The sequence below is a fragment of the Treponema sp. JC4 genome (assembly GCF_000260795.1).
Lineage (GTDB): Bacteria > Spirochaetota > Spirochaetia > Treponematales > Treponemataceae > Treponema_D.
Map to the genome: position 1 here is coordinate 37199 of NZ_AJGU01000014.1, position 24051 is coordinate 61249.

Genomic DNA, 24051 nt, shown 5'->3' on the forward strand with positions numbered 1-24051 from the left:
CTTTCTCCTTATTCAATCTTCAAAGAAATCTGTCTTGAAAGTATGAGAACGCATTCAGTTCCATCCTCATCTGATTTTGTATATACTTTGACTACACAGTTAATCTGATAGTTATCTTTAGCAAAAGAATTGTCTTTTTCTAATACAAAGCAGTCATCAGAGTTTTTATAAGCACCTTTGGTTTGCCACATAGAAAGTTCAAGTCCGTCAATTTCGTAATCAATTTTATAATCGAAGTAATAAGGCTGTTTATGTGTTATGACTGGTGTAAGTATTGTTGCTCCGCCTTTTGTGCTCTTTACAAGCTTTAAATCCATCATATTTAAGCTGCTTATTGCACCGCTGCCGGCAACAAGTTTTCCAAGGTTTTCGCTTTTTACTGTTATAGACAAAGGAGAACTTTCTTTTATATAACCTTCTGTATTAGGAGTTCCAAAGGCTTTTTTTCTGAAGTAGAGAAGGTCTCCTGCATTGGCAGCGAATTCTTCTATAGGCATTTCTGTCCAGGTCTTTTTGTTGTCGTTTGAAAATTCAAGGTCTGCATTTATAGTGTTAAAGCTTACATAACCGTCTGTAATTTTTTTTGTATCTGTTGAAAGGGAAGGAAGTTCATCATCTTTTAGTTTTGATGTTACAGGCACATATACGCTTGTGTCGAAAGACTGAAAATTTGCGCGGGTAATTGTTATATCAACATTTTGAGAAACCTGCAGGTCCTTAAAACTTTTATTTGAAGCGTATTTGGGGTTTATTGAAGTTTTAAAGTTACCATCCAGATCAATTGTTGAATCAAAAATTGTTGTTAGAGTTCCTTTTACCCATGATGGAAGGAATTCTCCTCCTGTAACTGTGACTAAGTCGTAATAAAGGTTTGCGGCCTTTATGCCGTTTAGAATTTTGTCTGATGATTTAGAGGTGAGTGGAGTAAGAGTTTTTTCTCCGCTGGCTGCCTGCATTGTCTGAGTCATTATTACGCGAAGATATTTTCCTGTATCTGCTTCCTGAATTTTATAGAAACGGGAAGTGGCACCGCTTACGTCTTGCCAGCTGTTTCCAGTATCTGACATCTGCCACTGGTAAGCTATTTTACCACCGGCTTCCAGTGCTTCTGTTGAATTTTCATTTGGGTTTGCTGTGTAGGTTTTTGCTTCGTAAGAACCGGCACTGTATTCCGCCTGTACATATTTAACTTCTACTTCCTGTTTTACAAGGTAGGTTATTTGACCTGTCTCCCATAAACGACCGGCATCTTCCAGTTCGTTAATTTTTACAGGGTAAATATTAAAATTAAGGTAGGCAGATTTTGCTGTGCTTTCTATTACCTTACCGTTTTCATCTGTTTCTATAATATTGTCTTTATTGTCTACAAATTCTTTGAACTGTTCTAAGTCGAGAAGAGCTCCCGTAGTCCTTAAACTCTTTTCTATTTTTATGTCTGACTGATTGTAATTGTTTATGATAATTTCCGGGTACTGATATGTTTGGCCTGAACCGTTGTAAAGATAAACAAGTTCAGGACAGTTGATTTCGTATTTAATTTCCGGCCAGTAAGAAACTGTTGTATTGCTGATTGAGGCTCCTTCGTAAGAAAAATAAACCTCGTAGTCATTTCCGCCAAGAATGCCGTTGTGGAAAGATTCTGCCATGTTCCAGCTGATTTTTCCTTTGCTGGCGACGGCAGTAGTCGCATGATTGTTGGCAGCGGCTGCAATGCTGGTTCCGTCAGGGGCGGTTGTATTTGCTTCAAGGGTGTAATTAAAGGAATCAAAAGATATATCTGAAATTGTAATTGATCTTGCTAGATTAATTTCTTCTGAATTATCGTTGCCGCCTCCAGAAGAACCATTTGCACAAGATGTTAGTGTAAAAATTGAAATAGCGGTAAGAAATAAAATGGATTTCAGCAGATTTTTCATCTTTTGCCTCCTGAGAAAGCTGTAAACTGCATAAATGATAAAAGGGGATGAATAGCCTTTGTATTCATCCCCAGATTTGATTAATTAGAATGCGAATGACGCACCGATTGTTGGTGCAAACTTAAATCCGATTGTTGACGTTGTTGTTGAATTTTCAAATGACACTCCTGGAGTTACTTCTGGAATTTCAACGCTTACAGTTGTTGAGCCAGCCATTCCCTTGAATGCTAAATCAGCAAAAACTCCAAAGCCTTTTACGATTTTGTAGTTTGCAAAAATATCTGCTCCAAAATCAAAGGAAGCTGATTTAAAATTCATTTTAGCAGTGTTGCCATCATGAGTTGCTTCATATTCATTCGCAGTTGCAGTTACTCCGATGACACCGAATGCTGCAAGAGTAAATTTGTCGTTACGGATAAATGCGTAACCTGCTCCTACATCAAAGGAAATTTCTCCGAATGTTTTTTTATCAAATAAGCTGCTCAGTTTTGGTTTTTCTGGTGCAATGTCCATTTCAAGGTCGTCATACTCGCTTTTTAGAAAACCGTCGATTGCAAAATCTGCCTTAAAGGCAAGACCCATGTCTTTCATAACTCCAACCCAGAAAAGATCTGCACCAAGACCAACTTGAGTAAAGCTTTTACCATCAAAGCCTCTTGAATCACTTGAAGAATTGTATTTAGTTACAGATACTGGAAGTGTAAGACCTGCACCTACAATGTTTTCAAATTTTTCACCTGCGAATGCAGAGAAAGCCAGAAATAAGCATAAAGTTGCTCCAATTAGTTTTTTCATAATTCCTCCATTGATTAAATAACAAATCTTTATGATGTATATAGTATATATATATATATAGTGAAAGGCAAGGAAATTCTTAATAAAATGTTAGGGAAAAATTAGAAAGATTTTAGTAGAGATTGAATAAAAAAGGATGTCCAGTAAGTTCAAACTGGACATCCCTAAAAGGTTTAACTATGATTTTTTAGAATGAAACTTCTGCACCCAGCTGAACAAAGCTGTTTTTGTGCCAGAAGCCGAATTCACTCTTTTCTTCATCAGCTGTCCACATTGCAAGGCCAGATGCGATGATTTTGAAGCTTGAAGCAGGTTTAACAGTAACTTTTGGCATTACAACTAAATCTTTGTGTTCAAAGCCGTAGAGGGCTGTAACTTCTGGAGCGAGTTTTCCGTTCAAGAATGAAGTTGTGAAGTTTACTACAAGTTTGTTGTTTGTGTAGCCTGTTTCTGCATAGTCAACATCAAGAGTCTTGTAGATGCTGTCTTCAATTTTGTTGTTCTTAAGGATGTAAGTTCCTGTTTCCTGAACGTTGAGGTTTGCGTCCCAGAATGGAAGATCGATGTCGAAGCCACCGAGCCACTGGATAGAGTTGTTGTGTACCCATGGATCGTCGCCGGCTACGTCGTCTGTAAGGTTGAAGCAGCCTTCGCCACGGAGATTGAACTTCCAGAGAATTGTTGAGAATTCAAGACCAAAAGTCTGTTTTTTGTCGTAAGCGAGTTCTGGAAGAGCGTAAGGAGTTGAGCTGCTTCCTAGTAAACGAGCCTTCTTTGATATAGCATATTTTTCAAGGTTTACCGATGGTTGTTTATAGTGTCCATAGTAATAACTTAATCCTAAATCAACCTGACCAATTGAACCTGTAACACGTACACCACCCTGACCATATTTAAATTTGTTTGTATCTGGATATAAATTGCTTGCAGAAAAAGATGATGCATATGATTGGTACTCAATGTAATCTCTTAATGCTGTTTGATAAGCTGCTGTGGTTACAATTGCTGCTCCTGCTGCACCTCCAGTTGATGTTGCGACAACTGCATCTACAGCTGCTTGTTTTAATCCCAGATTAGTTCCTACTGCTTCTATTACAGTTTCTTCTAATTCAGAAACTTTAGTTGGCTTCCAAACACCATCGCTTGCAAAGCGGTCAACCGGCATAATAGGTGTGTAAACACCTTCAATCATTACGTTTGAAACTGTGCGGCTGTTGAGTGGAACTGCGTAAACACCGCGAATCATTGGGGTTGAGATACGGCGGTCAAGGTAATCTGGAATGATAAAGTCTGTGTAATCATCAGCGTTGAAGTTGTCGATTACGTGGAGTTTATCGCCTTTTCCCCATACTACCTTCATTTTACCTGCAGAAAGGGTAAAGTTTCCAAGGTATGCAGAAAGGGTGAGTTCATCGATTACATCAATCGGGTATTCTTTGATTGTTGTTTCGTCAATTTTAAGCTGAAGGTCTGCAGCGGCTTTTCCTCCGTCGTATTTAACTCCGAGTTTTGCCTGTGGTGTTGCTTCAATGCTTGTTTCGCCGATTCCCTTTGGATCATCAACCATAAAATAATCGCGAACGTCCAGGGTCAAATCTCCGCTGAATTCAATTGGAAGAGATGAACCGCTGGAAGAAGAACCTTCTGAACCGAAATCATCAAAACCGAAGTCGTCGAAATCGTCGGCGGCAAGAGAAGCGGTAGCAAGGGAAAGTGCTGCGGCTGTAAGTAAAATTTTTGAAATTTTCATAAATGCCTCTAAGTTTAATAAGTGGTAGGCTGGAGTGAGGGGAAGGGTTTCCCCTGTTCAGCATAAAAATGATAACTAAATGTTTCAGTGCCCTTATGCTGAACATCAACTTCGCTTCAGCGAAGTTGACATTTAAACGTTACTTTCCTGTATTCAAGAAGTTCTGAGTGAAGATTGAAGCTGGGAGGCCTTTTCCGCCGCCGATTTCGTTGTCTACGAGAACCTTGCGGATATCCATAACTGTTTTGTGACCTGTTTTTACGTTTACAAGTGTGTTAGTCATTGGGATATCGTAGTCACCGTGTTTTTCAATCTTTTCTACTGTCAATGTTTTTACAAGAGCGTCGTTCTTGTCGTACATTTCTGTGTAGATTGGGTACATTGTCTTTTTGTCAATCCATGTAAGGCGCCAAGCGTACTGGCTAGATTTTGGATCCTTTGGAACTTCTTTGATGTTGTAGCAGTCATATCCGTTCTTTGTTTCATCTTTAAGATATGTATGCTCGTCTTCTTCTACATCGCGTGTTGAAAGGTCATCGTATGTTGCGTCTGTACCAAGGAATGATTTTGAACCTTCGCTTGAGTTTACGCGGCGTGATGATTTGAGTTCTGGAAGATAGATGAATTTGTCATCTGGTTTGTTGCCTTCGTTTTCAATCTGAAGGAAGCGTGTTCCTTTTTTAGAACCTGTCTTGAAGTCCATTACAACTGAAGCAAGTCCGTCTACATCGCGGCCGTATTCGATTGCTCCCCATTCTTCTTCTTTGTCGCCAGATTTGCTGTACAAAGAAATAAAAAGCTGAGCCTGTGAGAAAGCAGGTTTTTTGAAATCTGCTACGTCTTTCATGATTTTGTAACCTTTTTCGTCAGCGAAAACTGCTGAAGAAAGAAGCATAAGTGCGGCGAATGTGCCAAAAAGTGTCTTTTTCATATATATCTCCTATAAATAAAATAATTAACTGTTTAATAGATTGGGGTGTCTAATTAGACCTGTCATGCTGAACTTGATTCAGCATCTGCACTATATGTGGTGCTGAGATCCCGAAACAAGTTCGGGATGACTGTCTTTATAGGGCTTGACCCGATAATCTATTCCTTCTTAGGTCGTATAAACTTCGGATCAAAAATGTTCAAGATTCCAGGAATGATTGTCATGGCAAGCATTGATGAAGAGAACATTACGATTGCTACCAGAATACCGATGTAGCGGAGTACAAGGAATTTTGAGCAGCAGAGAACCATAAATCCAAGTCCTACGGCAAGAGCGTTTGTGATGATTCCGTGTCCGCTCTTAAGGAAGGTTGTTTTTGTAACGGCTTCAAGGTCGTCTGTAAGGGCACGTTCCTGTTTGTAAGTTGAAAGGAAGTGGATTGTATAGTCGATACCTACACCGACTGCTACAGATGCGATGATAGAAGTTACAAGGTCAAGGTTGATTCCGGCAAATCCCATAATCATGTAGTTCAAGAGGATTGTGAAGGCAAGTGGAACTGTTCCCAAAAGTCCTGCCCAGCCTGAACCGAAGGAAATTGTGATGATGATGAATACTGACAAAAGTGAAATCAAGAGAGAAGAAATCTGGCTTGAAACTACAAGGTTTGTCATTGTGTATTCCATTTCGCCTGAACCTGTTGCTTCGATTGTATAGCCTGCTGGAAAGTGCTCTGCGGCATAGGCTTTTGCATCATTGATGATTTTACCAGTGTCGATTGTAGAGAAGTTTCTGAGCTGGCAGGTTACGCGCATTACTTTTGGATTCAGGTCGCTGTCAAGGAAGCGGTCAAGAGATCCAGAAAGAAGTGTGAGGTAACCGTTTACAACGCCTGCAAGGTCTTCGCGGCTTGCAACAGGGTATTTTGCTGGATCATAAGGAACTTCGTAGTAAGCTTTTCCGTCAAAGTTGAACTTGCGCTCAAGTACGTTCATGATTTCTGCAAAATGAGCTTTTTCACCACCTGCTTCTACGTAAGCGTCGTTCAAAATCTTGAGCATGTCGAATACTGTTACTTCGCCGTTCAAAAGTCTGTTGTATTCGATATTTGGGTCAACCCAGTCTACCGGTGTGGCAGGGGCTGCTGCTGTTTCTTCTTCGTCAAAGCCAAAATCGTCATCAAAACCAAAGCCGTCGTCTTCGCCAAAGTCAAAGCCTGCATCAAAATCAAAGTCAGAAGTGTCGCTGGCTGCTACTGAGGTGTCAGCCTGTTCAACTGAACTTCCCGGAGCAAACCAAACCTGGTTGATACGTTTAATGAAGGTTGTGAAAGATACGATTTTACCAATGTTGTCGTATTTGTTTTCAAGGTAGTTCTGCATGTCATCAACAGCCTTGAGGATTTCAGGATTCTTGATGTCTCCAGGATTTTCGCCTGTGATTGTAAAGTAAACGCTGTTTGAACCTGCAAAGTTTTCGTTTACATAGTCGATATCCTGTCTCATCTGAGTTTTTTTAGGGAAGTATCCAACAAGTGATGTATCAATCTTAAGGAAAGAGATTCCGATTGTTGAGAAAACTACGATTACCAGAGAGAAGATAATCATACGTGGTTTAGAACCACAGAAGAACTTGTAAATATTGTAAGAAGTTCCACTTGACTGGGCTGAAACGCGGCCTGTCATCTGCTGAACACGTTTTTTGAGCTGGTGGAGCTTTTTATTCTTAATATTTTCATCTGCAATTTCGTTGAGTTTTTCGTTTCTGCGTTTGTTCTGTTCGTTAATCTTTTTGTAAGATTTTGCAAAAAGCATTGCAGGAACAAAAGTAATTGCAAGAACCAGAGAAAGTCCTACACCGATTGCGGTAAAGATTGCAAAGTCGTGAAGAGGTCCAATCGGGCTTGTTACAAGAGAGATAAATCCGATGATTGTTGTAATACCAGAAAGAATAACTGGCTTAAATACTTCTTTAAGTCCGTGGAAAATTGCTTCTTCGTAACTTTCTTTTGTAAATTCAATGCCTGCCTGATTTGTAAGTTCTACATAGTAGTGTGTAAGCACGTGAATACCGTAGGCAGAACCAACTGCAATCAGGGCAACCGGAATTACCGAAGATACAAGGGTAAATGCGCGGCCTGTTACTGCCATAATTCCTACTGTGATTACTGTAGAAACAAGTACGTTAATCAATGGAAGCAAAGTTCCAGATACAGTTTTGAAGCTGAAATAAAGTGAAAGAAGAACAACAATTGTTACAAGAGGAATGAGTTTGATAAGGTCTGAAAGCATGAATTTTCTTGACTGTTCTGTAACAACAGGGTCTCCGTAAACCTTAAATGTAAGGTTAGAGTGGTCTGCAGTTTCTTCTGTTACAATTGCGCGGATCTGGTCAAGAATGCCCTGCTGGCGGTCTGCATCTGTTACAACCTTTGTGTGGTTTTCTTTTGCAATTTTGCGGGCATTTTCGCGGTCTTCTGCACTCCAGGTTTTAATTGAAAGCTGCATCTGAGTTGCACTGCCGTCATCGCTGATGATAACGCGGTTATACATATCTTCCCAGCCTACAAGTTTTGCCTTGAGTTCTGCGATATCCTGGGCACTGCCTGTGTATTCTTCAGGAATAAGCTGTGTAGCAGAAATTGCACCGTCGTGGTTGCAGACAAAATCGATGTGGGTGAGGGAATCAACCTCTTCTACATCATTTACATCGATACAGCGGTCAGTGATTTTTCTGATTACCTCGATGTTTTCTGGTGTAAGGATGTCGCCGTTATTGTCGGCAACGCTGACACCAATTACCAGCATAGAGCCGAAAACATCTTCTGTGTCGTTTAAGCGCTTGTAAGATTCGTCTTTCTGTGGCATGAACTGTCTGATTGAGTTATCAATTACAAGTGTCACAATGAAAGAGCCGAAAAGACCTGTAAGGATTACTGTAAGTGCAATGATAATCCATGGTCTTTTGAAAAAAGCTTTTACAAAGTTCATAAGAACAAACTCCTTTAGATTAAATGTTCAAATAATTAAACCAATCAATAACAATATATTATCGTAAGCGTTTAAAGTCAATAAATTTTTGAAGAAATGTTTAAAAAATTAAACGATTAAACGTTTAAATGTTTAATTTTATTTGACAAAACAAATAATTATATTTACATTATTGGTGAAGAGGATTTTTTATGATTGATAAAGAAGCATTACACAGAATTCATCTTTTATTTAATACTTGTGCACCTCTTTTTATTGCTCTTGGAGATGAAGTTCGCCAGAAACTAATTCTGGATATTGCAGACGGCGGGGAAGAAGGAATTAATGTTACAAACCTGTCTGCCAAATCAAAATTGAGCCGTCCTGCTATTTCGCACCACCTGAAGGTTTTGAAGGACTGCGGGCTTATTAAGCCTGTAAAAGAAGGAACTCAGATTTTTTACCAGCTTTCGCTGGACAAGAACCTGGATGAAGTTGCGGAACTGGTAAAGGAAATTCAGGCTGTAGTAGAGAAGATTAAAAATAGAAAGTAGGCATCCGGCGCGAGCAATGCCATTTAACAGTTCTAACTCGCTCATAAATATTTGTTGTAATCTGCAGAATTTCGTTGTACCCTTAAAGTAATTATACGGAGGCTTGCGGATGAAGGTCAGTAGTTTTAACGCGTTTTTTAAGAAGGTGGGGGAGGCTCAGGTTCGGTTTCGCTGGGCTATTCTTGCGGTATTTATCGGGCTTACGCTTTTTTGCTGTGGCGGGCTTTCGAAATTTGCTTTTGCGCTGGGCGATGACGGCTGGTACGGCGGTAATGACGAAATAAAAATCAATCAGAGAAAATACGAAGAGGTTTTTGGAAATATCAACGGTCTTGGCGTTCTGGTGGTAAGGCAGGACGGGCAGGATCTTTTTTCTGAAGACATGCTGAATGTTATTGATAAAATTGGTATGCGGCTGAGGGATGAAATTCCTTATGCTGACAGACTTACTTCTATTATAAATGTTGATATTCCGGTTGGTAATGACGAGGGCTTTGAGGTTGTGAAGCCTTTTGAAAACGGAATTCCTTCTAGCCCGGCTGAACTGAAAAAAAAGCGGGACTTTATTATGAGGGGCTCGGAAAAAAATAATGCCCTGATTAATTCCATGATCAGTGATGATGCGAAGGAGACCTGGATTTTCCTTTCGCTTTTGCCTTACGGGCAGGACGAGGATATTCCCCTTGAGATTGGCTATAAATTCATTGATATTATAGAAGGCCCGGAATTTCAGTCGGAAGCCTATAAACTTTACGGGGTTGGCATGCCGTTCGAGGATGCTAACGAAGACCGTTATGATATTCCTGAATATTACAAACGTGTGGCGCTGGGCTTTCTTGTCATGCTGATTTTTCTGGCTGTATTCCTGCGGAATCCTTTTGGAGTTCTTGTTCCAGCTGTGGCGACGGTGGGGGCGATTGCCTCTGTTTTTGGCGCAATGTCTTATTTTGGTGTTAAGGCGGATTCTACTCTTGTAACGGTGCCTATTATTCTTGGTATGGCGCTTTCTGTGGGCTATTCGGTGCACTACATCAATATGTTTAAAATCTTTTTCCGCCGTACGGGCAAGCGTAAGGAAAGCGTTGTAGCTTGCGTTGAAGAGTGCGGCTGGTCGGTTTTGTTTACGGTTTTGACTACGATGACTTCTTTTGTGAGCTTTATGTTTGTAAGAATGAAACCGCTTGAATGGATGGGACGGGTTACGAGTCTGATTGTTTTTGCGGTTTATCTTTATATTGCCGTTCTTGTTCCGATTCTGCTTTCTTTTGGTAAGGATAAGGCGCCTGTTGCGGAGGCTGGTGAGGCTGGTGAAAAGGGTGCGACTAAAATTGATATGAAGTTTGCCCGCTGGGCTGATGTGGTTCAGAAAAAGACAGGCCTTATTATTCTTGTTTCTGTTCTGGTTCTTGCGGCCTTTATTCCGGGATTTTTCAAAATCCGCGTTCTTGTTGATTTTGCTTCTGTTGCGGGTGAAAAAATGCCTTATGTTCAGACCTTAAGGCAGATGCTTTCTGCAAAACTTGGTAACCAGTACAGTTACACGGTTATGCTGGCTTTTGATGAGGAGGATGCCTTTAAGCAGCCGGAAAATATGCAGGGGCTTATGGAGCTGGAAGATTTTATTGGCGGACTTTCCCTTACCAAGTGGTCTGGCAATAAGGCCCGCGTTTCTTCTGTAACGGATATTCTTAAAGAGATGTACCGGGCACTGAACGAGGGTGATGAAGATTATTATAAGGTGCCTGAAGATGATTATGTGCTGGCTCAACTTTTAGAGCTTTCTTCTATAGAGATGCACGATGATTTTAAGGACTTTATGGATGATGATTTTAAGATTTCCGTTATAAATGTTGATATGACAGGTTACGGCGAAATTGAAGCATTGGAAAATATGGCGGCAATTAAGGCTAAGGTTGCTGAAGTTTTGCCAGGAGCTAAGTGCACGCTTTTAGGTGATATGATTCAGTATGCGGAGATGAGTTCGCGTATTGTAAGCGGGGGTATTAAATCCTTTGCCTTTTCTTTTGTAATTATTGCATTCATGCTGATTCTGGCTTTCTCAAGCGTAAGAACTGGTTTAATCAGTATGATTCCGAATGTGGCGCCGGTTATTCTTGTAGGCGGTCTTATGGGCTACTGCAAGTTTTCTCTGGACTTTGGAACGGTTGCCGTAATGCCTATGATTCTTGGTATTGCTGTTGATGATACAATCCATCTTACAACGCATTTGAAGATGGGAATTGAAAAGCATGGGTCTTATAAGACTGCAATGGAAGATTCCTTCCGCGAAATTGGCTCTTCTATGTTCCTTACAACCCTGATTTTGTGTGCTATGTTTGGAGTCTATATTTTAAGCCCTATGCACATTCTGCTGGTAATTGGCGTGCTTACAGTTACGGGACTTTCTGGTGCCCTGCTTGCTGATTACACCATTACACCGGCGCTGCTTTATCTTGTAAAACCTTTTGGAAAAGAGTATAGTGAAAATAAGGAGTGTTAGTTATGATTAACAAAAAAACTGTATTTTCTTTAGTTATGCTGGTGACTGGCTTCAGCGGATTTGCCCAGTCTGCTTATGATATTGCAAAGGCTGAACACGATTTGCCTAGCGGAAAAACCGGTTCCTGTACTATTGCGGTAACTTTAATTGATAAGGCCGGAAAGACCCGTTCGCGTGAAATGGCTTCTTATACGATGAAGGAAGGAAAAACTGATAAAACAGTTCTTGTTTTCAGAACTCCAAAGGATGTAGCGGGGGTAAGTTATCTTTCTTTTGATTATCCTGATAAAGAAGATGGCTCTCCGACAGACAGTGACAGCTGGCTTTATCTTCCTGCAATGAAAAAAGTCCGCCGCGTTTCGGGCTCAAACAAGGATGATGACTTTCAGGGAACTGACTTTTCTTATGATGATATAGGTAACAGAAGCCTTTCTAAAGATAACTTTACGATTTTAGGGGAAGAGGCTGTAAACGGCGTTAACTGCTGGATTCTGGAAGCCAAGGCAAAGGATGAAAAGGCTAAGGTTAGCCGCCGGGTAAGCTGGATTAGCAAAGATAATTATGTTGTTCAGAAGGGCGAATATTACGACCGCCAGAACAATCTTTTTAAGGTTTTGACCTGCGAAAATATTGAAAAGGTGAACGGTTACTGGACTATTCAGAAAATGACTATGAAAAACGTCCAGACTAACCATCAGACGATTTATGAACTTCAGAATATTAAGTTTGATATTCCTGTTGATACAAACTATTTTACTGTAAGCGCGCTTGAAAGAGAGATGGTGAAGTAGGTTGAAAGTGACAGGGCTTGTTAGCGGGTGTTAGTGCAGTTAGCGGCATGCAAGTGCAGTTAACGGGCGGAATTGGAGTGTCTTATGAAGCGTAGTGTTTTGAATATGATTGCGGCGGGCCTTTTTGCTTTGAGTCTGCCGGCCTTTGCTCAGGAAATTGAGTTTACAGGAAGCCTTACCACACAGGCGGGAATTGGTCTTCCAAATACTGATGATAATAAGGGGGATTTTCTTACCGGACAGACGGTTTTTGACGGTACAATGAAGTCCTACCTTGGCGAAAGTATGGCTTACGTTAACGGTCAGGTAATTTTTGACGCAATCGGAAGCCAGTCTACAAACGGTTATTCGGCTTTTGCCTCTGATAACGGAAACTTTGCCCTGCATCTTAAAGAGGCTTACCTGGACTGGCGTGGAGAAATGTTTGCCCTCCGCGTTGGAAGGCAGATTGCGGCCTGGGGTAAGGCAGACGGCATTCAGGTTGCCGACGTTTTGTGTCCAAAAGACGATTCAAAAATGATTGCCAGCACCTACAAAGATTCCCGACTTGGAATTGATGCAGTGCGCCTTTCTTTGCTTACAGACAAGGCTCAGTTTGATGCCTACTGGATTCCGATTTTTACACCAAGTCTGTTGCCGCTTGCCAAAAACAATCCTCTTAGAAAGTGCATTTTGCCGGATTCGTATGATGGGGTGCCGGTTAATGGCCCACAAAAATACGATGATTTTGACTTACCCAAAAAGGCAATTTACAACGGAGAATATGCCCTGCGTGCCAGCACTTATCTGAGTGCCCTGGATTTGTCTTTCTACGCTTTTTACGGCTGGGATGATAATCCTTTTATGGCATATTCTATTGATAACAGTGGTATTACAGTTGGCGGCGAATATAAGCGCATGGCAATGCTTGGTGCAGACGCAGCAATTCCTGCAGGGGATTTTGTTTTCCGATTTGAAGCCGCTTACTTCCCGCAGAGAAGCATTCAGACAGATAGTAAAAAGCAGGCGACAGGAGAAATCCTTGATGCTGGCAAAAAAGCCCATCAGGTAATTGCCCTTGCAGGTTTTGACTGGACACCAAGCGGCGGCTGGACTATTACCGCCCAGTATTTTGCAGATCTGATCTGCGATTACAAGGACGACCTTGAGCGAAAGCTTTACCAGCATCAGATGACTCTGAGCCTTGAAAAGTCCTTTATAAACGAAACTTTGACCCTTTCAGCGACCGGCGCTCTGGACTTAAACGAACTTTCCTCCACCGCCGAAGTTGAATGTGCCTACAGCTTCAGTGACGCAATTACCCTCAGTGCCATTGTAGACCTCTTCTTAAAAGGTATTGACGGCAAGGAAGGGCAGTACGGCGCCTATGAAAGTTTGAGCTGCGGAACACTTAAAGCAAAGATTTCATTCTAGTTCATCGCTTCCGAAAAATTCACTAAGGCTTACGTGCAGGTCAAATTTTCCAGAATTTATTACCTGCACATGAGAGCCAAGTGTTTGTCTTTGAATAGACTTGTATAAATCGATGTAACTTATTCCCAGACTGTCTGTAAGTGAGTTTAGGAAGTTTCTGGTAAAGCGGTTTGTAAGCCAGGCGTGTAAATCATAGCTGTAAACGTCTGCAAAAGAGGTTTCTACACCGTTTGCAGCCGTAAAAGCCAGAACTCCGTCATAACCTTCTGCAACATTCAAAACACTTGCCGAATAGCAGGTTTCTGCAAAGAAAATCAGCTTCCGGTAGTGCTTCGTTTCTTTCATCTTTTCTAGAGTTTCCTTCATTAAATCTGTAGTAAAGTTTGCATTACTCAGTTTTATGTCTTTCTTTCCTGCCCATTCAAATTTTCCGTTTTTAGGGTCTCCGTTTGTGTTTGAACCGTGACCTGACCAGAAAACAAAGATATCGGCATTTTTCCAGCTGGTAGCTGCATCATCAAATACAGTCTGGCAGCGGTCATTTTGTACACCAGTTAAAATATCCCGGATATCGCTTGCAAGCAGGTCAGAAAGGTTATAGTCAATCAGGACGTCCTGATATAAGTTATTGCCTTCCGGGCTTAGAATCTGCCCCTTATGAGGATTACTTGAGTTATTTGCAATATCATCAGCCATAATCAGAATGATATGGTTATCATCAAAGCCTTGCTTCTTTAAGAACTGATAAACGTTAAGGACATCTGCCTGATGCCGGTAATTTGTCCAGCGGGCAGAACCTGCAACAAGAAGCGCCCATTTACTCTTCTGTTCTTCATATGTAATTGTTGGGCTGTCAAAATCTTCAAGACTTGCTGCATAATTCCAGACGGAAACTGACTCAGAAGTTCTTCTGTTTGGATCTGCACTCATATAGTCAATGCTAATGATTTCGCCGTCGTAAACTCCCCAGTGTAAATAATTACTGTAGGTGACTGTTGTAAGGGTATCGCTTGCAAAGTTGAGATAACCGCTGGCTCCTATAAGGGAAAGTCCGTTTTTAAAGGTAGAAAAGGCCTGTGCCATTCCAACAGCATCCCAGGCGGTTAGTTTTAGGCCATAAACACTTGTAAGGTCTTTTAGGGCGTTGTTGATATTTACGTTTGAAAGTTCTTTTTTATCCTGAAGACAATACTCTGCGGCAAGGCAGCTTAAGAGAAGGCAGTCGTAAAACTGAGCTTCTGCAAGCATAGGGGAGGAGTCAAATCTTGATTTGTAGGCTACCTCAAAACCTGTTGCTGGGTCTGCGTAAACAGAAATTCCTTCAAGATTGCCGCTTTGTACGAGAGGAACATCTTTCAGAATAGTTTCTGTTAAGGCACTTCCTGTAAAGAAAATCTTTTTACTGCAGGCTGCAAGGCCTTGTACAATTTTTTTAATGTCTTCTGTATTTTCTGCGGCACAGATAATACATTCTGCATCACTTGTGCTGACAGTCTGTATGGCATCATCAAGTGATAGAGCCTGAGTTCCAACCGTAGAACTGTCATAATCCGGAGTATCTTTAGTTTTGAAACGAACGTTCTGGACAATATCTACACCAAGTTGAGTTCCCTGAAAAGGGAGCCATTCAAAAAAAGTTTTTCCGTACTGATCTGCCGAAGAAATAACGGCAACTTTACTGATTGAATAGTTGTTCAGTTTTGCAAGCAGGGCTTCTCCCTGGGCAATATCACATTCGGAAAGAGACCATAAAAAGGGCTTTTTTACATTTCCAGTTTCTGCAACTGCACAGCTCCTGAGAATATTTTCTGAAGAAATTGCTGGTATAAGAAGAGGTTTTGTACTTCTGCGGCAGGCATCTGCAACAATCTGAATATGATTTGTTTTTATAGGGCCAACTATTGCCTTGATATTGCTGTCTGCAGCAAGAGAGGCTGTAATTGAAGAAAGGTCTGCGGCATCTTCATCATACCATTTAAGTTTGATAGAAAGAGAAGATTCTGAAAGAGTTTTTGCACTTTCAAGTTCATTTATGAACCAGTCGGCAGTTCGTTTTAAGCGCTGGGAAGTTGCCTGTTCTGAAGTCAGGGGTGCAAATACTGCCAGAACCAGATCGTTGGAAGAAATGATTTCCCCTGTGCTGTCATCAGAAGCCTGTTTACAGGAAATGAGAAAACATAAGTAAAGGAGAATTAAAGAAAGTTTATTGCTTTTCATATGCTTCCTCTTTTTCTATGGCAGTTTGATGTATGTTTTTTACCGCTTCTGAAAGTTCTTCTTCATAATCTTTAGAAATGAGGAGTTCTGTGTAGCCGTCTTTTAATCCAAAATCCTGATGGTTTGGAAGACTTCCTTCAAGGCTCTGGTCTACGCATTTTTCAATTACTTTGTCGATATGCTTTACGATAGAAAATGGCACCCGATCTGAATAGGCCTGCATATCAACATCCGTACCAACAGTATAGTAAGAATCTGTATTTTCACGATTATAGAGCAAAAGTCCGTGGACAGCTTTTCCGCAATAAGGAAGAATCAAATTGACTCCCAGCATTTTGTCTCCTTCGACTTTTGCAAACATATATAAGGTATCAGTTATATTTTCGAATTCGTCTTTTTTTCCTGAAGCGGGGCTATAAGGGCATTCTTGATTTTATCTTTAGTCTGTTCGTCTTCAAGAAGGTCTTTTAGAAGAGTGCCCCAGAGTGCATCGCTTTCTTGTCCGTGTTTTTTTGATGCACAAAAGCCGGAAAGAAATGCTTTTGAATATTCTTTTAGAGAAGTATTTTCTGCATCTTCAAGAAGAAGCAGAGCTTTCTGATCAGCAGGAAGAAGACTGTCTGCGGCAATGCCAGCTTCGTAATTAACGCCGTAAAAAGGCATGTAAAAGGTATGTATATTAGAATCTGAATTTTCTTTTGCTTCGCCTAAAAGAAAAGTTACGCCTTTTTCTGTGTATTCTGATATTTTTGAAGAATTGGTTGAAATAAAAGTTTTGTAGTCCGGACTTGCAAAAATAATAAGAGCCTTCTTTTTATCTTTAAGCATTCTGTCGCAGAGTGAAAGAGATTGATTAAAGTAAGGGGTAATAGTGTCTAAAGCTTCCGGCTCATACTGGGCAAGCAGAAGATTGTGTTTTAAGGCAGCCTTGTTTACTCCTGTAGAAAGCATATTTGTGTAAGATAAGTCTCCCAGTGAGCCAGGCTGGTAAAATACAGCGAGGATTCCCGCCTTTGATTTGGGAATTATTCCAGAAGAAGAGGAATCATCGCTGTTTTGTGTGCAGGAAACTGTGCAGAGCAAAGTTGTAAGGGCTAATGCTTTGCACAGTCTGCTTAGCTTCATGAATGTTTTCACGATATATTTTGTCTAGTCCGTTGCATCTATTTTCTCTTTGAAATCTTTTGCAGCAAGAATATACCATGCAAAAAATGTTGTGCCGAAACCTTCATGTCTGCCTTTTGTTACTTTACAATTGTGGTCAATATATTTCAATTCAGTTTCACGTGAAGGGTCTTCTCCATTTGGTACATAGTATTTTAGATTACCGCTTAGATTTTTTAAGGCCCACATATTCACATATGGAACAACCTCGTCTGTATAGGAATGCATAATAACAGCTCTTTTTACAGGACCTTTGCCGTTTTTCCAGTTGCTAGGTTTTGTTAAGTCATTCTTTTCAAGGGCAGTAAGTAAAGCTTGTGCAGGTGCTGAGTCAAAATTTTCTGCTCTTGCATCTGGCTTAAACAATTCTTCAGCTGTACAGTAACCTCTTCTTGCTGCACCGGCATCGCCTCCAAACCATGAGAATACTAATTTGTTAATTTCTGTTGTATCTTTATCCTTTCCATCAATAGCATACCATGTGTTTCGAAGAATTCCCTTTACAGAGGAGCCTGCCAGTGCGTTCTGGAATGTTTCTGAAAAATATGTATCTATATTGTATCCTTTAAGAATACTGTCACCGTAATGTGGCAGATATGAACGAAGAATAAGTGCTACAGCAACAGGCATATAAACTTCATTCTTTTTAATATACCATTTGTAGGTTTCTGGAGGACTGTAAGGGCCGTCTCCACAATAAGAACCATGGAAATGTAGTTCATCTGTTAAATTCCAGTTTTCGATGTGTCTGTGTACTGCAAGGGCAACAGAACCACCCTGTGAATAACCGATTGAATAAGTTCCAAAGTTTTCTGCAAGTCCACCATAAGTTCCGTAAACCTTACTCTTACTGTTTTTCCATTTAATTGCTTCACGCAGGAAGTCTACGCACTGTCTTGCGGTATCATCCTGAATCAGATATGTATGTACACGGTCTTTTGTGTCGCCATAGCCTTCGTAATCAGGACTTACTACAAAATAATCATTGAAAGCAAGGGCTCGGACAAGGAAACTGTCTGTTTTAGTAAGGCTTGCATTTGTAGGACATTCTTTGTTACTGGTAATTGTAACGTGGTTATGAAGGACAATATTTTTTGCAGTGCTGTAATGCAAGGCTGCTGAAAATTTTTGTGTAAGGCCGCTAAGAAAACCTATTGAAATACAGCTTAATGAAACTGTTCCGCTTACATTAATCCATTCTCCATTCATGCTACGTGTTTTACATGTAAGTTTGTAGGTTTCAACATGAATGTCTCCAACACCGTTTTGCCCGGTAACATCAGATTCTGTTATGTCAGAGGCATCTGGATCTACGCTTTTTACATAGGCATTTATGTTATCAAGGTCGTTTAAAATTTCAGTTTGAATATTAGCGTTAATTTCATCCCTTTGAGCATTTAATTTCTCAATTAAGGAATTAAAGGTATCGCTATCTTCGTTGGTCTCTCCAGCAGCTTTTGTGAGTTCTGTGATTAATTCATCATAAGAAATAGAAGATATAAGTTCTGGCTCTCCTACAAGACCACCTTCATCGCTGCTTCCATTTGAACAGGCAATCATAAAAAGTGCCGTAAGACTGCATAGTAAGGCACAAAAAAGTTTGTTTTTTAGTTTCATAATGGTTCCTCCAATTACAAAATAATATAAATTACAGGCCTACAGTGACAATTTGACCGCAGAACCAGATTGTACCAGAGAGAAAAATCGAGATTTTTGCTTGAATTTTAAAATAGAAAAATATTCGCCTAAGCGAATTGCGAATTGCGAATTGCGAATTGCGAATTGCGAATTGCGAATTGCGAATTGCGAATTGCGAATTGCGAATTTTGATATGTCTCAGAAATTATGTCAATAGAGTATGATATAATTCCTTTTTCGTTGCAAGTTATGGCTTGTAACATATAACAAATTGTAATAGTGAAAATTTGAATTGTAAAGAAAAAAAATAAGAGGAGGGTAAGAAATATTAAAAATAGGGAAGATTATTTTTCAATTGTAATTCCCACCCGGCGCGAGCATGGAGCCACGCCGAAGGCGGTTGAGCGCAGCGAAACCGAGCCGGATAGGCGAGTGGCGGAACGCGAGTTGGAAGGGCGACTCGCCCAGAATTCTTAATTAAAATCCTTAACTAAATTTTTCAGATTCCGATAAAAAATATAGATGTAAAAAATATTTTTTGGAGGAATTATGATCCGAGGCTGGTACACGGGTGCTTCAGGAATGAATGCTCAGCAGAACAGACTGAACACCATATCTAACAATCTTGCCAATGTTGATACTGCAGGATTCAAACGGGACATTACAGTAAGTAAGTCATTTCCAGAGCTTTTGCTGCGCCGCACAAATTACGACGGCGTTTATGAGATTCCTAACGGTTCGGGCAGCGCTGATGCGGCTCCTGTAATCGGAAAAATCGGGCTTGGTGTAGAAACTAACGAAAACTACACTGATTTTGAGCAGGGCTCTTTCAAATATACAAACACACAGACAGACACAGCTTTGAGCGGAAAAGGCTTTTATGCTGTTCAGACTCCTTACGGCGAGCGCTACACCCGTAACGGAGATTTTTTCATTGGAAAAGAAGGCATTCTTGAAACTAAGGAAGGTTATCCCGTTCTTGGCGAAAAGGGCTTTATATATGTAGAAGATGATAAATTCACTGTAAATCAGGACGGTGTAATTTACAGTCAGGAAACTTCGGAAGAAATTGACCGTTTTAAGGTTGTCCGCTTTGATAACGAGCGTTACCTGAAAAAAATGGGTTCAAGCCTTTATATCGACACAGAAATTTCAGGTCCGGCTCACATTGCGGAAGGCGACGAGCGTCCTTCTTTCCTTCAGGGCTATTCAGAAACTTCTAACGTAAATGTTGTAAATGAAATGGTTCAGATGATTGAAGTGAACCGCGCTTACGAAGCTAATCAGAAGACAATTCAGAGCGAAGATTCAATGATGCAGACTCTCTGGACAAAGTTTGCTCAGTATAAATAAGGGGGCGCGTAAATGGTAAGATCACTTTGGGCAGCCGCAACTGGCATGAACGGACAGCAGTCAAACATTGACGCAATCTCTCACAACCTTTCAAACGTAAACACAACCGGCTACAAACAGCAGCGCGTTGAGTTTGAAGATTTAATTTATCAGAACAAAAAGCTTGCGGGAACTCCTGCAACAGAAGATACAGTAACTCCAGTCGGCGTTCAGATGGGCTGCGGTGTAAAAGTGGGAGCAACACAGCGTATTATGAATCAGGGAAGCCTTCAGAATACCGGCGTTGATACTGACGTTGCCATCGTTGGCGAAGGATTTTTCCGCGTTCAGCAGTACGACGGCAGCTATGCCTACACCCGCGACGGTTCTTTTAAGGTTGACTCTCAGGGCCAGCTTGTTACAAACAACGGTCTTCGCGTAATGCCGGAAATCATTTTGCCGGAAGGTTACGATGTTTCTACTATGACAATTACTCAGACTGGCCGCGTGAGCGTTAAGGTAAACGGCGGAAACGACCCGGTTGAAGTTGGTCAGCTTGAACTTTACCGCTTCCCGAACGCAGTTGGTCTTAAGGCAGAAGGTGACAACCTTTTTAAGGTTTCTAATGCCAGCGGTCAGCCGATTCCTGGCCGTCCAGGTTCAGAAGGCTTTGGTGACGTTCGCCACAAGTTCCTTGAAATGAGCAACGTTTCTGTCGTAAACGAAATGGTTCAGATGATTGTTGCCCAGCGCGCTTACGAGTTCAATTCGAAGGCTGTGCAGACATCGGATACAATGCTTAGTACAGCGGTTAACTTGAAGAGGTAGTAAATAGGTGAGGGGAAAGTCTTCCCCTGCGCCCGCACTTCGTTGCGTGCTACCCCTTCTGCGGGGGTGTGTAAGGTTGCTGGCGACCGGTGTTCGATAGCAAAGCGTTAAAAAAATTGCGAATAGCAATTTTTAGCTTTACATATCTTCCCCCGCAACGCCCCCGGGCAGGAGTTTTTTATGAATGTAGGTTTAGTTTCAAATACATATAGTTCAATTACAAACGGCAAGGGAGCCTTGCAGAGTGCCCGCCAGTCTGCTGATGCCCAGAGTTTTTCTGCTTTGGTTGAAAAATTTAAGGCTCAGAATGAAGAAAAAGCTGAAGCTAGTATTTCTTCCAGCCAGGTTACAGCCCGCGGACGTTTGAACGGTGACTGGACAAGCGGTTTTGCAGGAAGCTTTACTCAGACCGCCGCTAAACCTACAGGTGCCGCAGTAAATCAGGCTAACGTTCACGTTCAGCCAAAAACAATTGATAAAACAAGCGAACTTTACGAAAAATCGCTTGAACTTGAAAATTACTTTGTTAAACAGATGCTCAGCGCAATGCGAAAAACTGTTGTAAAAACAAACGAGAGCGATTTTGCTCAGAATATGTATGAAGACATGCTGTATGATGAATATTCTACAGCCATGACAAAGTCTGCAGGTTTTGGTCTTGCAGATCAGATTTATCTTTCTTTAGTTTAATTAGTGCTTAATGGGGACTAGTTCCCTTCAAAAATATATTTTTACATCCTTATAAAAGCGGTGAGTCGTTGGCTCACCGCTTTTTTTTTACTTAAGTTCTAGAATTGTAAAGGAATTTGCCTCAGCTTTGTAAACAAAATCAGAAGAAATACCGCTTACTGTTTTTTCAACAGGAATTACATTTTCTGGATTTTTGAAGGAGTTTTCTGCACTCGATTTATTTCCTGTAAGAACTGTTGCTTTTGCAGCGGAAGCAGGTTTTATTCCATTAAGTTTAATCTGAATTTCCTGCTCTTTGTCAGAAACATTTACAATTTTAACAAGAGTTTTTCCGTCATCTGTCTGGCCTACGTGGGCATACATCGGATCAAAGTTCAATGTATCGGTGTAATCGTGCATCAGATTTCCGTTCAGGTAGCACTTGAAGTTTTCTCCTTTTACTTCAACCTTGATTTTGTACCATGCGCCTGTGTTCAAAGCCAGCGCTTCGTTATTTCCTATGATTGAGCGGGCATCGCGGGTTCCTTTTTCAATTGCAGAGCGGGTATTTCCCCAGCCGCCCATGTTCCACCAGTATAGGGAACCGCCTTTTACGCCAAACATAACCAGGAAGCCTTCTGCACCGCCAGTTTTCATTGCATCAAATTCAAAAGAGTAATTTTCTACGTCGCCCAGGGCAACTTCGCTGAAAAGGGTACGGACATTCCATTCCATTGAATCCTGACAAATTACGCCTTTTTTGTTTACAGTCCACAGTCCTGTTTCCGGCTGCAAATCATCAATTGTTGCAGTTTTTCCGCTTTCGTAGAGAACTTCGCCAGTAGTGTCGTTAGTAATTTTTACATTTTTGAACTGAGCTGTTGTTGCCCAGGTTCCAAGTCCTACTGTACCTCCGATAATCTTTTTCTACTGTCTTCATCGCCTGTTGGCTGGGTAAGGGTGTATTTTACGGATTTATCAGATTTATTGTTCATGTACATTTTCTGAACATAGTAGTTTGGAGTGCCATAACATTCAGTTTCATTAAACCAGATTGCATCAGGGAACCATTGAACATTGTTCTGGCGGGCAAAAAGAGGTGCATAAGAAGCGATTTCAATAATATCACCGTTTCTTTCAATTCCTGTCATGTAAGCGGCTTCTGTAAGGGCAGCGTAAAGACTGTTTCTGCGGCCTTCATCCCAGGATGCATATTCTCCGATGAATACTTTTGCCTTGTCTTTTCCACGTGGATAAAAATCAAGGTTATCATAACGCAGGTTGTTGGTTAGAAACCAGGCTGCTTCATTATAATAGTGTTCATCTACAAGGTCACAGATTGCTTTTTTACCTTTGCCTTTTTTGTTACCGTTTTCCCAGGCGCGAACCTGATTCCATGCATCGTGGAAATTTCCGTCGTTCCAGGTAAAGCCTGATGACATAATTGTTTTAATCTGAGGGTATTTTGCCTTAACTTTAGAAGCAATGTAGTCAAAGCGCTTAAGATAATCCTGACCGCAGTCTTCGTTTCCAATTCCAACATAATTTAATTTGAAAGGCTCCGGATGACCTGCTTCTGCACGGATTTTTCCCCATTTTGAATCTGCAGGACCTGTAGCCCATTCAATCATATCCAGGGTATCCTGAGCATATTTTTCATATTCTGCAACAGAAGAAATTTCTCCATTGTGTGCCATTCCGCAACTCAAAACTGGGAGAGCTTCTGCCCCGATGTCTTCGCAGAAACGGAAGTATTCATAAAATCCAAGACCGTTTGACTGTTCGTAGCCCCAGAAATTTGCCTTTTCTTTGCGTTCTTCTACTGGTCCTACTGTATTTTTCCATTCGTAGCGGTTTTCAAGATTGCTGCCGTGAACAATACAACCGCCCGGGAAGCGGATAAAGGCTGGGCGCATTTCTTCAAGTTTTTCTGCAAGGTCTTTGCGAAGTCCGTTAGGCTGGTTTTTGTAAATATCTGCACGGAAGAGGGATACAAAATCAATGTCCAGAATTCCTTTCTGATTTGCAAAAACTCCAAGTTTACCGTTTTTTACAGTTTCTGGAGCTGTGATGCTAAAGTCGAATTTTGTCCATTCATTTGTAATTCCGCTTATTGTAATGCTTTCCGTCTTGCTTTTTGCTTTTGCTCCTCCCGCAACGATTGTAACGCTTTTTACTTTTGAATCTGGAGAACGGAGCCAGATGCTTCCCGGGTAGGTTTTGCCTTCTTCAAAAAATAAACCTTCGTAACCGGAGTTAGAGATTCCATCACCTTCCTGTTTAATAGTGAGTTCTGCATAAACAGGATTATTTTTATTAAGCGGCTTTGATGAAGTTGTTTTTAATATAGAAGAAAATGATTTTCCGCTTTCATTTGCAATTTCCCAGGCTTCGAGGGCTGGGCGGCCACAATTTGCATATTCAAAAGAACGGTTTTGAATCATTTCGCCATAAATACCGCCGTCTGCCGCATAGTTGATGTCTTCAAAAAAGATTCCAAAGAGATTTTTACTTACTTCTGTTACGGGAAGGGTAAAATCTGCTTCCAGAAGGGCAGGGGTTGCAAAGGCAGGACTGCAGATTC

The 24051-nt window shown here is 41.0% G+C and carries 18 protein-coding genes; 7 read left to right on the plus strand and 11 right to left on the minus strand.

The features are described from left to right. Window positions 1–8: 8 nt before the first annotated feature. From MSI_RS07405 to MSI_RS07425, 5 genes are all read right to left on the minus strand, one after another. Entirely contained in the window at window positions 9–1916 is a 1908-nt protein-coding gene (locus MSI_RS07405; protein WP_009105371.1) for a hypothetical protein, read from the minus strand. 84 nt (window positions 1917–2000) lie between these two features. Continuing rightward, window positions 2001–2711, minus strand: coding sequence for a hypothetical protein (locus tag MSI_RS07410; RefSeq protein ID WP_009105373.1), 711 nt, complete (start codon window positions 2709–2711; stop codon window positions 2001–2003). A gap of 187 nt (window positions 2712–2898) precedes the next feature. Beyond that, window positions 2899–4461, minus strand: a complete 1563-nt coding sequence (locus tag MSI_RS13990; protein ID WP_009105376.1) for a hypothetical protein — start codon at window positions 4459–4461, stop codon at window positions 2899–2901. 139 nt (window positions 4462–4600) lie between these two features. Next, window positions 4601–5392, minus strand: a complete 792-nt coding sequence (locus tag MSI_RS07420) for an outer membrane lipoprotein-sorting protein (protein ID WP_009105379.1) — start codon at window positions 5390–5392, stop codon at window positions 4601–4603. Window positions 5393–5550: 158 nt separating this feature from the next. Continuing rightward, window positions 5551–8382 carry an RND family transporter gene (locus MSI_RS07425; RefSeq protein ID WP_009105381.1) on the minus strand — a complete coding sequence of 944 codons (2832 nt, stop codon included), beginning with the start codon at window positions 8380–8382 and terminating at the stop codon, window positions 5551–5553. Between the two features lie 191 nt (window positions 8383–8573). Here MSI_RS07425 and MSI_RS07430 point away from each other — a divergent pair, with 191 nt between their 5' ends. The 4 genes from MSI_RS07430 to MSI_RS07445 all read left to right on the plus strand — a co-directional run bounded on the left by MSI_RS07430 (window position 8574) and on the right by MSI_RS07445 (window position 13619). Next, window positions 8574–8915: a helix-turn-helix transcriptional regulator gene (locus tag MSI_RS07430; protein WP_009105383.1), complete on the plus strand. Its 342-nt coding sequence runs from the start codon at window positions 8574–8576 to the stop codon at window positions 8913–8915. Between the two features lie 109 nt (window positions 8916–9024). Beyond that, entirely contained in the window at window positions 9025–11415 is a 2391-nt protein-coding gene (locus MSI_RS07435) for an RND family transporter (protein WP_009105385.1), read from the plus strand. A gap of 2 nt (window positions 11416–11417) precedes the next feature. Next, a complete protein-coding gene (locus tag MSI_RS07440) occupies window positions 11418–12206 on the plus strand; it encodes an outer membrane lipoprotein-sorting protein (RefSeq protein ID WP_009105387.1) in 789 nt (262 codons plus the stop codon). 84 nt (window positions 12207–12290) lie between these two features. Then, complete coding sequence (locus tag MSI_RS07445; protein ID WP_009105390.1) at window positions 12291–13619, plus strand: DUF1302 family protein; 1329 nt, start codon at window positions 12291–12293, stop codon at window positions 13617–13619. On the opposite strand, the gene MSI_RS07450 is transcribed toward MSI_RS07445, so the two are convergent. The 4 genes from MSI_RS07450 to MSI_RS13995 are packed head-to-tail and all read right to left on the minus strand — an operon-like array spanning window position 13611 to window position 18617. Next, entirely contained in the window at window positions 13611–15836 is a 2226-nt protein-coding gene (locus MSI_RS07450) for a C13 family peptidase (protein ID WP_009105393.1), read from the minus strand. The two genes, MSI_RS07445 and MSI_RS07450, sit on opposite strands and share 9 nt — an antisense overlap. Beyond that, on the minus strand, window positions 15823–16197 hold the full coding sequence (locus tag MSI_RS07455) for a BMP family ABC transporter substrate-binding protein (RefSeq protein WP_039924537.1): 375 nt from the start codon (window positions 16195–16197) through the stop codon (window positions 15823–15825). The genes MSI_RS07450 and MSI_RS07455 overlap by 14 nt, the downstream gene beginning before the upstream one ends. A gap of 14 nt (window positions 16198–16211) precedes the next feature. Further along, window positions 16212–16961, minus strand: coding sequence for a hypothetical protein (locus MSI_RS07460; RefSeq protein WP_009105397.1), 750 nt, complete (start codon window positions 16959–16961; stop codon window positions 16212–16214). A gap of 24 nt (window positions 16962–16985) precedes the next feature. Next, a complete protein-coding gene (locus MSI_RS13995) occupies window positions 16986–18617 on the minus strand; it encodes a hypothetical protein (protein ID WP_009105400.1) in 1632 nt (543 codons plus the stop codon). Window positions 18618–19187: 570 nt separating this feature from the next. On the opposite strand from MSI_RS13995, the gene flgF reads away from it, so the two are divergent. The 3 genes from flgF to MSI_RS07480 all read left to right on the plus strand — a co-directional run bounded on the left by flgF (window position 19188) and on the right by MSI_RS07480 (window position 21488). Next, entirely contained in the window at window positions 19188–19991 is an 804-nt protein-coding gene (gene flgF, locus MSI_RS07470) for a flagellar basal-body rod protein FlgF (RefSeq protein WP_009105402.1), read from the plus strand. A gap of 12 nt (window positions 19992–20003) precedes the next feature. Then, window positions 20004–20798 (plus strand): flagellar basal-body rod protein FlgG, encoded by a 795-nt coding sequence (gene flgG / locus MSI_RS07475; protein WP_009105404.1) that lies wholly within the window; start codon window positions 20004–20006, stop codon window positions 20796–20798. A 180-nt stretch (window positions 20799–20978) separates the two neighbouring features. Next, window positions 20979–21488 (plus strand): rod-binding protein, encoded by a 510-nt coding sequence (locus MSI_RS07480; RefSeq protein ID WP_009105405.1) that lies wholly within the window; start codon window positions 20979–20981, stop codon window positions 21486–21488. 87 nt (window positions 21489–21575) lie between these two features. Here MSI_RS07480 and MSI_RS07485 read toward each other — a convergent pair whose 3' ends face one another. Both MSI_RS07485 and MSI_RS07490 read right to left on the minus strand, forming a co-directional pair. Beyond that, complete coding sequence (locus tag MSI_RS07485) at window positions 21576–22262, minus strand: alpha-L-arabinofuranosidase C-terminal domain-containing protein (RefSeq protein WP_009105406.1); 687 nt, start codon at window positions 22260–22262, stop codon at window positions 21576–21578. Window positions 22263–22369: 107 nt separating this feature from the next. Next, window positions 22370–24051 (minus strand): alpha-L-arabinofuranosidase C-terminal domain-containing protein (locus tag MSI_RS07490; protein ID WP_304412306.1); only part of this gene is annotated, 1682 nt, incomplete at its 5' end.

Coding starts and splice junctions, on each gene's coding strand:
- MSI_RS07430 (WP_009105383.1), top strand. CDS start 8,574: ATGATTGATAAAGAAGCATTACACAGAATTCATCTTTTATTTAATACT.
- MSI_RS13995 (WP_009105400.1), bottom strand. CDS start 18,617: ATGAAACTAAAAAACAAACTTTTTTGTGCCTTACTATGCAGTCTTACG.
- MSI_RS07405 (WP_009105371.1), bottom strand. CDS start 1,916: ATGAAAAATCTGCTGAAATCCATTTTATTTCTTACCGCTATTTCAATT.
- MSI_RS07455 (WP_039924537.1), bottom strand. CDS start 16,197: ATGTTTGCAAAAGTCGAAGGAGACAAAATGCTGGGAGTCAATTTGATT.
- MSI_RS07445 (WP_009105390.1), top strand. CDS start 12,291: ATGAAGCGTAGTGTTTTGAATATGATTGCGGCGGGCCTTTTTGCTTTG.
- flgG (WP_009105404.1), top strand. CDS start 20,004: ATGGTAAGATCACTTTGGGCAGCCGCAACTGGCATGAACGGACAGCAG.
- MSI_RS07450 (WP_009105393.1), bottom strand. CDS start 15,836: ATGAAAAGCAATAAACTTTCTTTAATTCTCCTTTACTTATGTTTTCTC.
- MSI_RS13990 (WP_009105376.1), bottom strand. CDS start 4,461: ATGAAAATTTCAAAAATTTTACTTACAGCCGCAGCACTTTCCCTTGCT.
- MSI_RS07435 (WP_009105385.1), top strand. CDS start 9,025: ATGAAGGTCAGTAGTTTTAACGCGTTTTTTAAGAAGGTGGGGGAGGCT.
- flgF (WP_009105402.1), top strand. CDS start 19,188: ATGATCCGAGGCTGGTACACGGGTGCTTCAGGAATGAATGCTCAGCAG.
- MSI_RS07420 (WP_009105379.1), bottom strand. CDS start 5,392: ATGAAAAAGACACTTTTTGGCACATTCGCCGCACTTATGCTTCTTTCT.
- MSI_RS07480 (WP_009105405.1), top strand. CDS start 20,979: ATGAATGTAGGTTTAGTTTCAAATACATATAGTTCAATTACAAACGGC.
- MSI_RS07460 (WP_009105397.1), bottom strand. CDS start 16,961: ATGAAGCTAAGCAGACTGTGCAAAGCATTAGCCCTTACAACTTTGCTC.
- MSI_RS07440 (WP_009105387.1), top strand. CDS start 11,418: ATGATTAACAAAAAAACTGTATTTTCTTTAGTTATGCTGGTGACTGGC.
- MSI_RS07410 (WP_009105373.1), bottom strand. CDS start 2,711: ATGAAAAAACTAATTGGAGCAACTTTATGCTTATTTCTGGCTTTCTCT.
- MSI_RS07425 (WP_009105381.1), bottom strand. CDS start 8,382: ATGAACTTTGTAAAAGCTTTTTTCAAAAGACCATGGATTATCATTGCA.